The organism is Castellaniella sp. S9 (genome assembly GCF_027257175.1).
Classification (GTDB): Bacteria; Pseudomonadota; Gammaproteobacteria; order Burkholderiales; family Burkholderiaceae_B; genus Castellaniella.
The window spans coordinates 167921-182104 of sequence record NZ_JAPFGD010000009.1 but is presented as its reverse complement, the minus strand read 5'-3'; the positions used below and the strand labels follow the sequence as shown (position 1 = coordinate 182104).

Below are 14184 nucleotides of genomic sequence, written 5' to 3'. Positions count from 1 at the left end.
CATTGAGTGCGTACACCTGAACCCGCAAAAAGACAGCGAAAACCAGGTGGCACCACAGACAGATAATTCCCTTAGGCGGGTGGCCTGAGATTATTGGAAAAAGCGACAACTAGCTTGACAACCACCGAACGCAGTACCCTTCAACCCCGGGCTTTATCAGTAATCACTGGTACGGCCAGTGGGGGCAGGTCAGTTCCAAAGCGGCACAAACCTGTGCCTGCCTTATGAGCATCGGTGCCAAGTCAGTGCTGGTCAAAGACCGTTATCGGAACAATGCTCACGAAAAAAACATCAATTCATGGAGGGGCGCACACGAAGAAAACGCCGCAGGCGCGGGCGCGTTGCGGCGTGTCAGTAAAGAAAAACAGGATTTGTAGGGAAATGCGGGCGAATCAGAATTTCGGGGGCGTATCCGATGGGGTGTAAGGCACGATGCCGTCACCGTAGAAGCGCTTGCGCGTAGCTTCGGCCACGCGGTCGCACAGCACATCGCCCAGGTTGGTGCGATCCGTTTTGCACAGCGAACGCAACGCTTTGAGCCGTGCTGGGTCGGCGGCCAGTTCCTCAACTGTAGGTATGTCGGGCTTAGGTACGGGCGTTTCAGACGGGCCGCAGCCTACCAGCCCAGCAATCAGCAATAACAGGACAACCTGCTTCATGGCACGACCTCCTCTGTGTCAGGTTCAATCGGTGGTGTCGGTCTGACGCTTTCGGGCAGTTCGATGGCCCGCACTCGGTCGATGAAACGGGATATGATTTCTGAGGTTTCGGCTTCTCGCCACAACAGGTACGTCGTGAGCATGGGCGAACGGCCTGCAAGGGGCCGTGCTACCACGCCCGGTTCACGACTGGAAGCAATATGCGGCGCACCAGCCAGACCCAGCGCAAAGCCTGCGGATACCAGCGCCATCATCAAATCGAATGACGCCACCCGCTCTGCGATCAACGGTTCCATATCTATACGACGCAGTACCCGTTCCAGTTGTTGCGCATAGCCTTCGCATGCCTGCGGGTCGCACAGCACCAGCGGATAACGCAGCACCTCACCCAGCGGGATGCGCTTATGCTTCAACAACGGATGCCGTGCTGGCACTGCAACCCATAACGGGTCATTCCAAATCGGCTCGGCGACGATTCCATCACCTACCTCATCAGATCGCGCGAAACCCACGTCGTACAGATCATCATGCAACCCTTTTATCTGTTGCGATAACAACACCTCGAAAAAACGGATTTCGACTTCGGGTTCTTCTTCTCGGCACAGAGCCAGCAGGCTGGGCAGGCGTGAAGGCATGATGCCGTTCCTCCGCCCCTCGATTTCCTTGGACACGCTCTTGCGGGATCCTAACCCCAAGAGGAGAGTCCGAGATGAAGCACAAGAAGGTCGAGTTGGTGAAGGAGCGCGGCCGCTGGTCGGCGAAGTCCAAGCGTGATGCGGTGCTGAGGCTGCTGCGCGGCGAGGACTTGGACACGGTGTCGCGGGAGTCGAAGGTCACGGCGGCGAAGCTGACCGAGTGGCGCGAGGCGTTTCTCGCATCGGGCATGGCGGGCCTGAAGGCACGCGAGACCGACGCGCGGGACGAGGAAATCGAACGGCTCAAGGCGGTGCTGGGCGAGATGACGATGCGCTGCGAACTGCAGCGCGACGCGATCCGGAGGTTGAAAGCCGGCCTCCCTTTGGACGAGACGAGGTTGCCGAAATGAGCGCGGCGACGTCGGAGGGGACGGGCCGGGTGTACGGGGTCAGGCGCGTGTGCTCGGCGTGGGAGCTTGCCCGCTCGACGTGGTATGCCCAGGCTGCGGCCACGCGGCCGGACCGTGCCCCGCCGGCCAAGCGCGGCCCGAAGACGGCGCTCAGTGACGAGGCGCTGGTGGCGGCGATCCGGGCCGTGCTGGCGGTGAGCCCGTTCACCGGCGAGGGCTACCGCAAGGTGTGGGCGAAGCTGCGGGCCGAGGGCATCCGTAGCGGCAAGTCGCGGGTGCTGCGGCTGATGGGCGCGCACGGCCTGCTGGCGCCGCAACGCGGCGGCGGCCCGCGGGGACCGCGGGCGCACGAGGGGACGATTCTCACCGAGGCGCCGGACCTGATGTGGGGGACGGACTTCTCGACGACGGTCACGCTGCGGGAGGGTACGGCGGCGGTGTTCATCGCGGTCGACCATTGCACGGCCGAGCTGGTGGGCGTGCATGCGGCGGCCCGTGCGACGCGCTGGGAGGCACTGGAGCCGATCCGGCAGGGGGTGCGGGAGCGCTTCGGGCGGATCGGCGCGAAGGTCGCCAGCGGGCTGCGGTTGCGCCATGACCACGGGACGCAGTACATGGCCGACGATTTCCAGCAGGAGCTCGCGTTCCTGGGGATTGCGTCGAGCCCGTCGTTTGTCCGCGCCCCGGAGGGCAACGGGTGCGCCGAGCGGATGATCCGCACGCTGAAGGAGCAGTTGCTGTGGGTGCGGACGTTCGAGACCGTGGAGGAGCTGCGCCAGGCGCTGCTGGCGTGGCAGAAGGTGTACAACGAGCACTGGATGGTGGGCCGGCACGGCCACCGCAGCCCGGCACAGGTGCGCCGGGATCACCACGCCACGATGCAGCGCATGGCGGCGTGAATTACGCCCTCAGGCGTGTCCAGGAAATCGGGAGCGGTTCACCGTCGGACAAGGCTATGCGCAGCTGACTATGGAAGCCATTAGCCGCCGCCGTCACACTGTCGCGAGCCTGCTGCAAGGCAGTGAAAATACGCGGCACATGCTCCAGAAACAGCTTGCCTGCCCGCGTAAGCCGCGTACTGCGACTGGTGCGGACGAACAACTGCTCACCCAGCTCTTCTTCTAATTCCTTGATGGTGCGAGACAGTGGCGATTGCTCAATGTGCAGCTTCTCCGCGGCGCGGGCGAAATGAAGTTCCTCTGCTACCGCCAAAAAGCAACGCAGATGTCGGAGTTCCATACTTCTAAAGCGTCCTATGGCGATCAATACTCGTATCCACGCCGACCGCCACTAATTTTTTGAACATCTCCGCGATAGCCTCCTATGAAATCGATTAGCGAAATTTACGAAACACGCCCGGCGCCCACAACAACAGCCCTAAAATAGCCCATGCCATCATGGCCATGCCCGCATGCGACTGCTCATCCGCCAGGTAAACACTGCAAAGCTGTTGTGGCGCATCCTTGTAAAGCAGGCCCACGACAAAGGTTGTCCAGAACCAGTTCATGATGAAGAACGCCTGGATCACAATACCCGCCGTTCGCCACGATGCGCCGGCCATGATGCCGGCGAGCAGCATGCTGATGACTTTGACCATTGCAACAACGGGCGAAAGCACGGCGAAGTCAAGTGCAGACGGCACCATCCATACTGACATCGCGAGCATCGAGAAGGTCAGCGCCGGTACGCCCGCCAGGTTCCACGGCTCTAGAAGGCGAACCAGTCGATCACCAGCGACGTTGGCTGTGAACCATCCCACGATAAAGAGCAAGGGCAATTCCAGACCCATGTGTCTCGCCATGGATGCTTCAAGCCAGGGCTGGAACAAGGCCAGTGCCGCGAGCAATACAGCCGGCGTCGCCCAGTGGTGAAGTATTTTCCCCACCACCGGGCGCTCAAGCAAAAGCGCTGTCATCCCGGCACCTCTCCATGCTTGCGCGACAAATAGTCGGCCAGGGCGAGGTCTGGCCGGTCTATGTCATACGCCTTGGCAACCCGCCCGGTTTCATCAATCAGGAACAGCGCGGCATTATGGGTATAGTCGCCAAGTCCGTCAGGCAATACGATGATGTCGAACAACGCAAGCATGGCATCCAGATCCGCAGGGTTCTGAACGGTAGCAAACTCCCATAAACCGGCTTCGGCTCCTAAGCGCCGCGCATGCTCCGCCATGACGTCCGGCGTATCGTGAACGGGATCGAAACTGAGCGTCAGCAGGCGCACCCGGCTTTCGAGACCTCTTGATTGGATGGCGTGTTGCATCCATGCCTGCCCAGACATACTGGTACGGCAGATGGATCTGCATTGCAGATAGACCAGCGTGACGAAGGTGACCCGAGCCTGCGCATTTCCATATTCCAACAACGAACGAGCGCTTCCATCGGCACTGATCAACCCCAGTGGGGGTAATGGTCTAGGGTGGCGTTCAAGTTGTACACGTCGGACGCCATCCGCGGTCACTGCGGCGAACCCCGCCGTAACCGCACCAAATGCAATAAGGCCCAGAATCAGAACGACAGCCAGCGCAAGAGCGGATCGAGCGACGGACGAAGCCATGTATTGTCCTCAGCTTGCAGGCTTTTGGGTCAACGCGGAAAGCGCCTCCTGGCCTTCCCACGGTTGGGTTCTGCCTTCACTTGCGGCTCGGGCCGCCTGAACCGATGCCTCGTCGACTTCGGGGCTCGCGTTGCCCCATTCGCTACGGATGAAACTCAGCACAGCAGCGATTTGCGCATCGTCGAACTGCTTACCAAAGGCCGGCATGGCGCCGTTGTAGGTCGCACCGGAAACGGTAATGGGCCCTGTCACGCCATGCAGCACGATCTGGGCCAGAACAGCGGGGTCGCCTGTGACCCATTCGGAACCAGCCAACGGCGGAAACACGCCTGGCAAACCCTGTCCACTGGCTTGATGGCAAGCCTGACAGGCAGCGGTGTAAAGCTGCTTGCCATCAATCGCCCGGTCATCCGCCGAGACGGAAGGTGCCAACACCGATAGCGGGCGCTGATCGCCCAAGGCAGCAGCGCTGTTGGGGCTTGATGAAAAAATGTAATAAACGCCCCAGACGACAAGCGCTGCAATCACCCCGAGAACCAACTTCGGAACCGGGTTGTTCAGCTCGTGCGGATCGGCATTTTCAGATACACGTATCGGTCTTTTCGCTTTCATTTTTCTTGACCCCGCTGCGGCGTCGGCGCGGTTTGCGACAAGACTGCCGCCTGTTCGGTAGAAAGCACGGGATAGGTCCGGTTCAGGCTAAGCAGATAGGCGACCAGATCCAAGGCTTCCGGCCTGGCGACGACAACCTGTCCTTCCTCCACCGTACCCGGCGGCAGATGAACGACTCGCTCTCCTTCAACTACATCGTCTGGATTCTTCACCTCGAAAAGAAATGGGTAGGCCGGCATATTGCTTCCAGGCGTATAGGCGCGCGGCTGGAACAGGTGCCCCAGATGCCAGTCAACGGACGGCTGGCGCACACCGATGTTGAAGAGATCAGGCCCGGTGCGCATGGTGCCCAGCAAGGGCGGGTCATCGTAAAAATAATCCGCTGCGACCGAAGCCCGCCCCCAGCCCCGGCTGGCATCGGCGATGCCGGCGCCCGTCGTGCTCGGTTGCTGGGTATGACAGGCGATGCAGGCATGCGCCTGATACACCTGGCGCCCTCTGACTTCCTGGCTGGTATAGGGTTTGAGTTCCGCAGGTGGCGGCTCGTTCTTGAGCTGCAGGAAAGGCACCACGATCATGGCGGACGTCGCGAGCGACAGCGTCACCATCGCCCCCACCAGCAGTTTGAGTTCGTTTTCCATATTGCGTCACGTAATAGAAGGGGTGGTTGTCTGAGCCTGAGCAAGTGCCGCAGGGCGCTCGCTCACCGAGAACGCACCGGACCGCATAATGATCAGGAACACATGCAGCGCAAAAACCAGATGGCCCAGCGTCATCAACGCACCGCCTAGTGAACGGCCTTGCAGCCACGGCATGGTCACTGCCACGGATTCCATGAAGGCGCGCGCGGGGTCCAGCAAGGCCAGCCCCTGCAATACGCCGCCGATACTGAGCGTCACCATGTAGACGCCATAGCCCACCACGACCAGCCAGAAGTGCCAGGCGATCAGACTGGGCCGTGGCCAGGCGACGTTCAGGATGCGAGGCATTACAAAGTAGATACCTCCGAATATCACCATGGATACGAAGCCGTACATACCCAAATGCGCGTGCGCAACGGTGAAATGCGTGAAGTGCGTAATGGCGTTCAATGAACGCAAGGCTTCAAATGACCCCTGCACCGACGCAACCGTATACATCATGGCGCCGAATACGATGAACCGCAGTACCAGCGAGTGGCGCAACGCACTGAAATGGCCCTTTAGGGTCAGATGCTGGTTTACGGAAAACGCCAGCACCGGGATGATCATCATCACACTTTGCACAATAGACAGGGTGATGAGCCATTCGGGAACAGGGCCGCCGATCAGGTGATGCGCGCCGACTTGCCCGTAAAAGAAGGCCAGCGTCCAGAAGCCCAGCAAGGATAGGTTGTAGGACTGCACGGGGCGGCCGATCACCTTGGGCAGAAAATAGTAGATGGCTGCGATAGAGAGCGGCGTATAGAACAGACCCAGCACATTGTGCCCATACCACCAGTTCATGGTGGCCAGCTCCACGCCGAAGTGCACGCCCGGCACCTTGGCAACAATGTACAGCGTGGGAAACCAGAACAACGCAGCTCCCATGTACCAGACCGACACATACAGATGGTGCACCTTGCGCCGGGTCAGCATCAAGGCCATGGGCAAACCCACCAGCATGCCGCCCAGCGCGAACAGCGCACCGATCTGCCAGGGGATCTCCAGCCACTCCAGTCCGGCATTGATCCCTATCGCCAGACCGCCCATCCCCGCAATCAACGCGGCGTTCCAGATGAGCGCCCCAAAGATGACTAGCCTGCCGCCCAGCAGTTTGGTGTGCAGCAAGCGGGGCAATAACCAGATCGCAATGCCGAGCAGGCCCAAAGGCGCCCAGCCATAAGCCACCCCGTTCAGGTGCATGGTGCGCAGGCGCCCGAAACTGAGCCATGCGTACTCCGTAAGGAAGTCGGGCCAGTGCAGCTTGAGCGAAGCCACCAGCCCGGCAAATGATGCGACGATGAGCCACACAACGGAACAGGCGATCAGCACGAAGGCGGGAAAAGCGCTGGAGCGGTCTGCGGCTTCACGGGCGGCAAGCTCGACGGGCGAAGTTTCGGCACCGTGATTGGCTTGCAGATTCGAGCTGGACACTTCGGCCAAGGCAGTGCGTTGTTCCGCAGCGGCGGCCGGCTCTTCCGGCCGGCCGATTTCGCCGGCTGAAAAGATCGTGCGCGCGCCGCTGGACTCGGCATCGAACAGGCCTTTACGCAGCGACCATATGAAAGCGAAGAGTCCAACGATGGACAAAATGAAGGTAGCCAGTAGCAAGGCTGTGGGGTTCATGGGATTCCTTGACTAACAAGGCATCGCAACCGATGCCGTCTATCTGATCAGATAGCCACAGAGTAGTACACTGGAATCAGAAACAAAATAATCAGTTTTTATAAAAACAACCATATCAGTTTGGATGTGATGGCGTAGATTTTCGTGATATTGATGGCTACAATCGGCTCAGCTATCAATCACGCGACAATATTGAGAAAACCATATCAACGGCGTTGCCAGGCTTCGCCGTTATAACCGTCAATTGATCATGAAACTGTACGAAACGCTGGCTGCCGAAGTCGCCGCGTCCATCCATTCAGGAGCGCTCCGAGCCGGAGAAAAGCTGCCCTCCGTACGGCAAGTGACAGCCAATCGAGGCGTGAGTGCCTCAACGGTGTTCCAGGCCTATTACCTCCTGGAAGCACAAGGGCTGATCCGTGCACGAGACCGTTCAGGCTATTACGTTTCGCACGGCGCGCGCCGCCTGCCGCCTGAAGCGGACACGCCTTCGCAGCCGGAAGATAAGGCAACGTCTGTCGACATCAGCGACATGATCTTCGAAGTGCTCGAGTCAGCCATGGCGCGTGACGTTGTCCCGCTTGGCTCCGCGTTTCCCAGCCCGCTGCTTTTCCCCCTGGAGCGGCTAGGTCAGGCCTTGAGCAGCAGCATCAGAAAACTAGACCCCTGGAGCACCGTTGACGACCTGACGCCCGGATACGCCGGCCTTCGCCGCCAGATCGCGTTGCGCTACCTGGCCAGCGGCGTGCATGTCGACACGGACGACATCATCATCACTAATGGCGCGCTTGAGGCGCTGAACCTGTCCTTGGCAGTGGTCACGCAGCCGGGCGACGCCGTGCTCGTCGAAGCCCCTGCTTTCTACGCTGCGCTGCAATCACTGGAACAGCATCAGCTCGAAGCGGTGGAAGTTCCCACGCATCCTCGCGAAGGCGTGCAATTGGACGCTCTGGAGCAGGCCATCCAACGACATCACCCCAAAGCCTGCTGGCTGATGACGACCTTCCAGAATCCGCTGGGCAGCCTGATGTCCGATCAAAAGAAGCATGCATTGCTCGAACTGCTGTCTCGCTACGACATACCGCTTATTGAAGACGATGTGTACGGGGAACTTTACTTCGGCAACAAGCGGCCGGCGCTCGCAAAAAGCTTCGACACAAGCGGTATCGTGATGCACTGCTCCTCGTTTTCCAAATCGCTGGCACCGGGTTATCGAATCGGTTGGGTCTCGCCGGGGCGATACACGCGCGCCATCGCCCGTCGCAAGCTCACAACAACGCTTGCATGCCCGATCCCCACACAAATGGCGCTCGCCCACTACCTGGAAAAAGGCGGCTACGACAAGCATCTAAGGCGCTTGCGCAAGACCCTGCAAGCGCACCAAACCGCTTTTGCGCAGGCGGTCGGCCACTATTTCCCTCCGGGAACCCGGGCGACTCGGCCCACGGGCGGCTATTTTTTGTGGGTGGAGTTGCCTGCCGGCGTAAATGCGCTGGACATCCATAGACAGGCTTTATCTCATGGAATCAGTGTGGCACCCGGCCCAATCTTCTCGGCAAAACGGGCATTCACCAACTGTCTGCGACTGAACTATGGCCATGGATGGGATACCAGAATCGAAGAAGCGGTGGCAACGCTGGGAAAGCTGGTGAGCCTGGCTGTCAGCGAGCGCCGTACGGACTGATGTCAGATATGTCTGCCAGCCGTCGCAGCGACCGCGTCATGTGCTCCACGGACTGCGCCCCACTGACCACTTCGCCACCGATATCGAACTGGGGAACGCTCTGCACGCCACTGTCTCGAGCTGTCTGTTGAGCGGCACGCACTTCATGTGCACCTTCATCGCCGGCGAGGAAAGCTGTGACCGATTCGCAGACGAGTCCGTTCTCACCGGCGATGTCGGCCAGCACGCTGGCATCGCCGATATCGCGTCCCTGCTCGAAATAGGCGGAAAACAAAGCACCAGCCACGATAGTGGCCACGCCCTTATTCGCGGCCAGTTGCATCAAGCGGTGCTCGCTCAAGGCAAGGCACACGTTAATCCATTAAAATTTTGAAGCCCGGGCGGTCAGCATTGCCCATCGTGCGCTGATACTTCGTCTTTTCTCAAGCCCCCCAAACGGGCATGCACGCGACCACCGGTGCCCATCAGAAGAGCAAAGAGGATTTCGTTAGGGCGCGGTGCGTCCTGGATACCGACTTCCATGCTGTTGAAGTGGCTGCGTACGTAAGCGGCATGGATGTAGTGTAGAGGAGCCACCAGGCGGTAGCCGGTGGCGGCAACAACCTTGGCCGAAGGCACGATGGCCTTGGGTTCCCCGAGTGCCTCTCGCATCGCCCAGCCTCCTGCTTCGTGCCAGACGGCTCCGTGCTCCATTTCACCGTTTACACCAACGATGGCTGCCTTGCTATAGACCTCGACTTGGTCGTGACCCAACGTGTCCACCAGTTCTTGGGCGAGCGTCAGACCGAGCGAACGAAGCTCTGTCATGAAGGGAGTGAGATCAGGCTCGTAGCGGCCTGCGTAAGGGTTGTGAATCACCGCACAGGCGACAGCCATCTTAAGCGGCACATCGACTACTGGACCACCTTCATGATAGGTGGTTTCGATCGTGAGACTACGTTTGCGGATTTGGATAAGTGACATGGAAAAGTGCCTTGCGTTTTGGAACTGTCGGACTCTGAGGGTCGGGTCGTGGGGTATGGCTTGTAGGGAGAGGCTCGTGGGAGGCCGTCTTCACGGTCTCCAACGAAAAAAAGACATACAAACCTTGTATGTATGCAATAATTATATTAAATGTATGGATTTGGAGCAACATCAATGCCCACCACAGACCCTGCAAAGCGAAAGTTCAGACGGGTGATGAGCCTGTGCGGTCTCTTCATCATCGCCATGCTCGGAAGCTTGATCTACGTTTGTTCCAGACCCATGACTGCGGAAACGCAGGCGTCAGAAAGACGCGCCATCATGGCCTGTAGGCAACAAAGCGAGGAGGTCACGAGAACCGAGATTTTCCGTACTGAGCGACGGAAGGCGTGTGTGGTGTCATTTTCAGAAGACGACTGCACCAATTGACGGGGCGTAACGCCAGGTGTGCAGTCGGCTCCTGACCACGCAATATCAGAAGTCATCTGCACCAATCTCGACTATGCTCAATACTCGTGTGCACCAAAGCGAGGTGTGAGCATGGCGTCAGACACATTACCAATTGCCGAGCAGGGCGTGGCCACCCTGCCCGATGCGGCATGGGCACAGGCCCGGCACCGGACCGAAATCATCGGGCCGCTGGCAGCGCTTGAAGTGGTTGGGCATGAAGCCGCCGATGCCGCTGCTCAAGCGCTGGGCCTATCCAGGCGGCAGGTGTATGTCCTGATCCGGCGTGCCCGGCAAGGTGCTGGGTTTGTGACGGACCTGGTTCCCGGCCAGTCCGGCGGCGGAAAAGGCAAGGGACGCTTGCCGGAATCAGTTGAGCGCATCATCCGCGAGTTGCTGCAAAAGCGCTTCCTGACCAAGCAGAAGCGTAGCCTGGCGGCGTTCCACCGCGAGGTCGCGCAGGCTTGCAAAGCGCAAAAGCTACGGGTGCCGGCGCGCAACACTTTGGCCCTGCGGATCGCCGGCCTCGACCCGCTCAAGGCCACTCGCCGCCGGGAAGGTCAGGATGCGTCCCGCAGCCTGCAAGGTGTCGGTGGTGAGCCTCCCGCCGTGACCGCGCCACTGGAACAAGTGCAGATTGATCACACGGTCATCGACCTGATCGTGGTGGACGAGCGCGACCGGCAACCGATTGGCCGTCCGTATCTGACCATCGCCATCGACGTGTTTACCCGCTGCGTGCTCGGCATGGTCGTCACGCTGGAAGCGCCGTCATCTGTTTCGGTCGGCCTGTGCCTTGTGCATGTCGCCTGCGACAAGCGTCCCTGGCTGGAGGGTCTGAATATAGAAATGGATTGGCCGATGAGCGGCAAGCCCAGGCTGCTCTACTTGGACAACGCGGCCGAGTTCAAGAGCGAGGCGCTGCGCCGTGGCTGCGAGCAGCACGGCATCCGGTTGGACTATCGTCCGCCAGGGCAACCGCACTACGGCGGCATCGTGGAACGGATCATCGGTACGGCGATGCAGATGATCCACGATGAATTGCCAGGGACGACCTTCTCCAACCCTGACCAGCGCGGGGACTACGATTCCGAAAACAAGGCCGCCCTGACATTGCGTGAGCTGGAGCGCTGGCTCACGTTGGCGGTGGGCACCTATCACGGCTCTGTGCACAACGGCCTGCTTCAGCCGCCGGCGGCGCGCTGGTCAGAAGCCGTGGCGCGTGTCGGTGTACCGGCTGTCGTCACCCGCGCCTTGGCTTTTTTGGTCGATTTCCTGCCCATCATTCGCCGTACTCTGACTCGCACCGGCTTTGTCATCGACCACATTCACTACTACGCCGATGCGCTCAAGCCGTGGATAGCTCGGCGCGACCGCTTGCCTGCGTTCCTGATCCGGCGCGACCCGCGCGACATCAGCCGCATTTGGGTGCTGGAGCCGGAGGGGCAGCACTATCTGGAAATTCCATACCGCACCTTGTCGCACCCGGCTGTCACCCTCTGGGAACAACGACAGGCGCTGGCGAAATTGCGGCAGCAAGGGCGCGAACAGGTGGATGAGTCGGCGCTGTTTCGCATGATCGGCCAGATGCGCGAAATCGTGTCCACCGCGCAGAAAGCTACGCGCAAGGCGCGGCGCGACGCGGATCGACGCCAGCATCTCAAGGCAACGGCAGTTCTTTTCAAAACCACGCCACCACCGGACGCGGACATGGCTGACCCGCAGGCAGACAACCAGCCACCTGCCAAACCGTTCGACCAGATTGAGGAGTGGTAGCCGTGGAAGAATATCCCATCATCGACTTGTCCCACCTGATGCCGGTGGCCCAGGGCTTGGCCCGTCTTCCGGCGGACGAACGCATCCATCGCCTTCGCGCTGACCGCTGGATCGGCTATCCGCGAGCAGTCGAGGCGCTGAATCGGCTGGAAGCCCTGTATGCGTGGCCGAACAAACAACGCATGCCCAACCTGCTGTTGGTCGGTCCAACCAACAACGGCAAGTCGATGATCGTCGAGAAATTCCGCCGCACCCACCCGGCCAGCTCCGACGCCGACCAGGAGCACATTCCGGTACTGGTCGTGCAGATGCCATCCGAACCGTCGGTAATCCGCTTCTACGTCGCGCTACTTGCCGCGATGGGCGCGCCATTGCGCCCGCGCCCACGGCTGCCGGAAATGGAGCAATTGGCGCTGGCACTGCTACGCAAGGTCGGCGTGCGCATGCTGGTGATCGACGAATTGCACAACGTCCTGGCCGGCAACAGCGTCAACCGCCGGGAATTCCTCAACCTGCTGCGTTTCCTCGGCAACGAGCTGCGCATCCCGCTGGTCGGGGTCGGCACACGCGATGCCTACTTGGCGATCCGCTCGGACGACCAGTTGGAAAACCGCTTCGAGCCGATGATGCTGCCGGTGTGGGAGGCCAACGACGATTGCTGCTCACTGCTGGCCAGCTTCGCGGCTTCGCTCCCGCTGCGGCGACCCTCGTCGATTGCCACGCTGGATATGGCCCGCTACCTGCTCACGCGCAGCGAGGGCACCATCGGCGAGCTGGCGCACCTGTTGATGGCGGCGGCCGTCGCTGCCGTGGAGAGCGGTGAGGAAGCGATCAACCATCGCACGCTCAGCATGGCCGATTACACCGGTCCCAGCGAGCGGCGGCGGCAATTCGAGCGGGAACTGATGTGAAGCCAGCGCCACACTGGCCACTGCATCCGGCACCCAAGGAAGGCGAAGCCCTGTCCTCATGGCTCAACCGGGTCGCCGCCTGCTACCAGATGGACGTGCACGAGCTGCTGGCCCACGATCTTGGTCACAGCCAACTTGATGACCTGGATACCGCACCATCCTTGTCGTTGCTGACGGCGCTCTGCCAGCGCAGTGGCGTCGAGCTGGAGCGGTTGCGCAGCATGAGTCTTGCAGGCTGGGTGCCGTGGCTGCTCGACAGTCTCGACGATTCGGTACCAGCAGCCTTGGAAACCTATACATTCCAATGCGCGGTGCTCCTGCCCAAGCGCACCCGCAAGGTGCGGTCCATCACTCGCTGGCGTGCCTGGCTACCGAGCCAGACGATTCGCCGGGCGTGTCCGCAGTGTCTGAACGATCCAACGAATCAAGCTGTGCTACTCGTCTGGCAGCTCCCCTTGATGCTGAGCTGCCCGCAGCATGGCTGCTGGCTGGAGTCCTACTGGGGCATGCCCGGCCGGTATCTTCAGTGGGAAATCGCCGATGCTGCGCCGCGCCCTGCCGATGACGCAATCGCCTGCATGGACCGGCGCACCTGGCAGGCGCTGACGACGGGTTTTGTGGAGCTGCCGCGTCGGCGTGTCCACGCCGGCTTGTGGTTCCGGCTGCTGCGCACCCTGCTTGATGAGCTGAACACGCCGCTCTCGCACTGCGGCAGTTGCTCGGCGAGCATCCGCCATGTCTGGGAGCGCTGCGGCCATCCGCTGCGCGCCGGGCAGAGTCTGTGGCGTCCCTACGAGATTCTGGCCCCGGCGGTGCAGTGGCAGATGCTGGAGGCGGCGGCCACCGCCATCACGCTGATCGAGTCAAAGGCGCTGATCCCGCGCGGGGAACAGGCCGCGCTGTTTCAGACGGAGCCGCACACTGGTTTCACCAACGGCCTGCCGGCGAAGGTGCCGAAGCCGGAACCCATCAACCACTGGCAACGAGCAGCCCAGGCCATCGATGAGGCCATCATTGAAGCGCGACACAACCCGGAGACGGCCCGCTTGCTGTTCACACTGGCGTCCTACGGGCGACGCGACCCCGAATCCCTGGAACGTTTGCGCGCCACGTTCACCAAGGAGGGCATCCCGCCGGAGTTTTTGTCACATTACGAGCCTGAATGGCCGTTTGCAGGTCTTAGACTAAATGACGGGTTAAGTGACAGTTTTTGACGGCGAGAACT

Annotated in this window: 12 protein-coding genes and 3 pseudogenes; 5 read left to right on the top strand and 10 right to left on the bottom strand. The window is 60.7% G+C overall.

The window, feature by feature from the left end:
- Positions 1 to 392: 392 nt before the first annotated feature.
- Together OOZ48_RS15550 and OOZ48_RS15545 are read right to left on the bottom strand one after the other, a co-directional pair.
- On the bottom strand, positions 393 to 659 hold the full coding sequence (locus tag OOZ48_RS15550) for an entry exclusion lipoprotein TrbK (protein WP_269499733.1): 267 nt from the start codon (positions 657 to 659) through the stop codon (positions 393 to 395).
- Positions 656 to 1303: pseudogene (locus OOZ48_RS15545) on the bottom strand (LysR family substrate-binding domain-containing protein); the annotation flags it as partial. The gene OOZ48_RS15550 and the pseudogene OOZ48_RS15545, both read right to left, overlap by 4 nt.
- A gap of 65 nt (positions 1304 to 1368) precedes the next feature.
- Between OOZ48_RS15545 and OOZ48_RS15540 the strand changes: the two are divergent.
- A pseudogene (locus OOZ48_RS15540) lies at positions 1369 to 2603 on the top strand (IS3 family transposase).
- A 40-nt stretch (positions 2604 to 2643) separates the two neighbouring features.
- On the opposite strand, the pseudogene OOZ48_RS15535 reads toward OOZ48_RS15540, so the two are convergent.
- The 6 genes and pseudogenes from OOZ48_RS15535 to OOZ48_RS15510 form a co-directional block, all read right to left on the bottom strand.
- A pseudogene (locus OOZ48_RS15535) lies at positions 2644 to 2943 on the bottom strand (LysR family transcriptional regulator); the annotation flags it as partial.
- Between the two features lie 94 nt (positions 2944 to 3037).
- The gene (locus tag OOZ48_RS15530; protein WP_269499732.1) at positions 3038 to 3619 is read right to left on the bottom strand and encodes a hypothetical protein; all 582 of its coding nucleotides are present in this window, start codon (positions 3617 to 3619) and stop codon (positions 3038 to 3040) included.
- Positions 3616 to 4260: an SCO family protein gene (locus OOZ48_RS15525; RefSeq protein ID WP_269499731.1), complete on the bottom strand. Its 645-nt coding sequence runs from the start codon at positions 4258 to 4260 to the stop codon at positions 3616 to 3618. The genes OOZ48_RS15530 and OOZ48_RS15525 overlap by 4 nt, the downstream gene beginning before the upstream one ends.
- A gap of 9 nt (positions 4261 to 4269) precedes the next feature.
- Positions 4270 to 4872 (bottom strand): c-type cytochrome, encoded by a 603-nt coding sequence (locus OOZ48_RS15520; protein WP_269499730.1) that lies wholly within the window; start codon positions 4870 to 4872, stop codon positions 4270 to 4272.
- Positions 4869 to 5513 (bottom strand): cbb3-type cytochrome c oxidase subunit II, encoded by a 645-nt coding sequence (locus OOZ48_RS15515; RefSeq protein ID WP_269499729.1) that lies wholly within the window; start codon positions 5511 to 5513, stop codon positions 4869 to 4871. The genes OOZ48_RS15520 and OOZ48_RS15515 overlap by 4 nt, the downstream gene beginning before the upstream one ends.
- A 6-nt stretch (positions 5514 to 5519) precedes the next feature.
- Positions 5520 to 7178, bottom strand: a complete 1659-nt coding sequence (locus OOZ48_RS15510; RefSeq protein WP_269499728.1) for a cbb3-type cytochrome c oxidase subunit I — start codon at positions 7176 to 7178, stop codon at positions 5520 to 5522.
- Between the two features lie 250 nt (positions 7179 to 7428).
- On the opposite strand from OOZ48_RS15510, the gene OOZ48_RS15505 reads away from it, so the two are divergent.
- The gene (locus OOZ48_RS15505; protein ID WP_269499727.1) at positions 7429 to 8862 is read left to right on the top strand and encodes an aminotransferase-like domain-containing protein; all 1434 of its coding nucleotides are present in this window, start codon (positions 7429 to 7431) and stop codon (positions 8860 to 8862) included.
- Here the strand turns inward: OOZ48_RS15505 and OOZ48_RS15500 are convergent.
- Both OOZ48_RS15500 and OOZ48_RS15495 read right to left on the bottom strand, forming a co-directional pair.
- Entirely contained in the window at positions 8840 to 9184 is a 345-nt protein-coding gene (locus OOZ48_RS15500; protein ID WP_269499726.1) for a DsbA family protein, read from the bottom strand. The two genes, OOZ48_RS15505 and OOZ48_RS15500, sit on opposite strands and share 23 nt — an antisense overlap.
- A 62-nt stretch (positions 9185 to 9246) precedes the next feature.
- Entirely contained in the window at positions 9247 to 9825 is a 579-nt protein-coding gene (locus OOZ48_RS15495; protein ID WP_269499725.1) for an amino acid synthesis family protein, read from the bottom strand.
- Between the two features lie 540 nt (positions 9826 to 10365).
- Here OOZ48_RS15495 and OOZ48_RS15490 point away from each other — a divergent pair.
- Genes OOZ48_RS15490 through OOZ48_RS15480 form a run of 3 tightly spaced genes read left to right on the top strand, consistent with a single transcriptional unit; the run spans position 10366 to position 14173 of the window.
- Positions 10366 to 12048, top strand: coding sequence for a Mu transposase C-terminal domain-containing protein (locus tag OOZ48_RS15490; RefSeq protein WP_045291308.1), 1683 nt, complete (start codon positions 10366 to 10368; stop codon positions 12046 to 12048).
- 2 nt (positions 12049 to 12050) lie between these two features.
- Positions 12051 to 12959 carry a TniB family NTP-binding protein gene (locus OOZ48_RS15485; RefSeq protein ID WP_000393453.1) on the top strand — a complete coding sequence of 303 codons (909 nt, stop codon included), beginning with the start codon at positions 12051 to 12053 and terminating at the stop codon, positions 12957 to 12959.
- Complete coding sequence (locus tag OOZ48_RS15480) at positions 12956 to 14173, top strand: TniQ family protein (RefSeq protein ID WP_036991834.1); 1218 nt, start codon at positions 12956 to 12958, stop codon at positions 14171 to 14173. Before OOZ48_RS15485 ends, OOZ48_RS15480 begins: the two co-directional genes overlap by 4 nt.
- Positions 14174 to 14184: the final 11 nt, after the last annotated feature.

Bases quoted from the DNA above. Each gene is read 5' to 3' on its own strand.
- OOZ48_RS15525 (WP_269499731.1), bottom strand. From the start codon at position 4,260: ATGGCTTCGTCCGTCGCTCGATCCGCTCTTGCGCTGGCTGTCGTTCTG.
- OOZ48_RS15530 (WP_269499732.1), bottom strand. From the start codon at position 3,619: ATGACAGCGCTTTTGCTTGAGCGCCCGGTGGTGGGGAAAATACTTCAC.
- OOZ48_RS15510 (WP_269499728.1), bottom strand. From the start codon at position 7,178: ATGAACCCCACAGCCTTGCTACTGGCTACCTTCATTTTGTCCATCGTT.
- OOZ48_RS15520 (WP_269499730.1), bottom strand. From the start codon at position 4,872: ATGAAAGCGAAAAGACCGATACGTGTATCTGAAAATGCCGATCCGCAC.
- OOZ48_RS15550 (WP_269499733.1), bottom strand. From the start codon at position 659: ATGAAGCAGGTTGTCCTGTTATTGCTGATTGCTGGGCTGGTAGGCTGC.
- OOZ48_RS15490 (WP_045291308.1), top strand. From the start codon at position 10,366: ATGGCGTCAGACACATTACCAATTGCCGAGCAGGGCGTGGCCACCCTG.
- OOZ48_RS15500 (WP_269499726.1), bottom strand. From the start codon at position 9,184: ATGCAACTGGCCGCGAATAAGGGCGTGGCCACTATCGTGGCTGGTGCT.
- OOZ48_RS15505 (WP_269499727.1), top strand. From the start codon at position 7,429: ATGAAACTGTACGAAACGCTGGCTGCCGAAGTCGCCGCGTCCATCCAT.
- OOZ48_RS15495 (WP_269499725.1), bottom strand. From the start codon at position 9,825: ATGTCACTTATCCAAATCCGCAAACGTAGTCTCACGATCGAAACCACC.
- OOZ48_RS15515 (WP_269499729.1), bottom strand. From the start codon at position 5,513: ATGGAAAACGAACTCAAACTGCTGGTGGGGGCGATGGTGACGCTGTCG.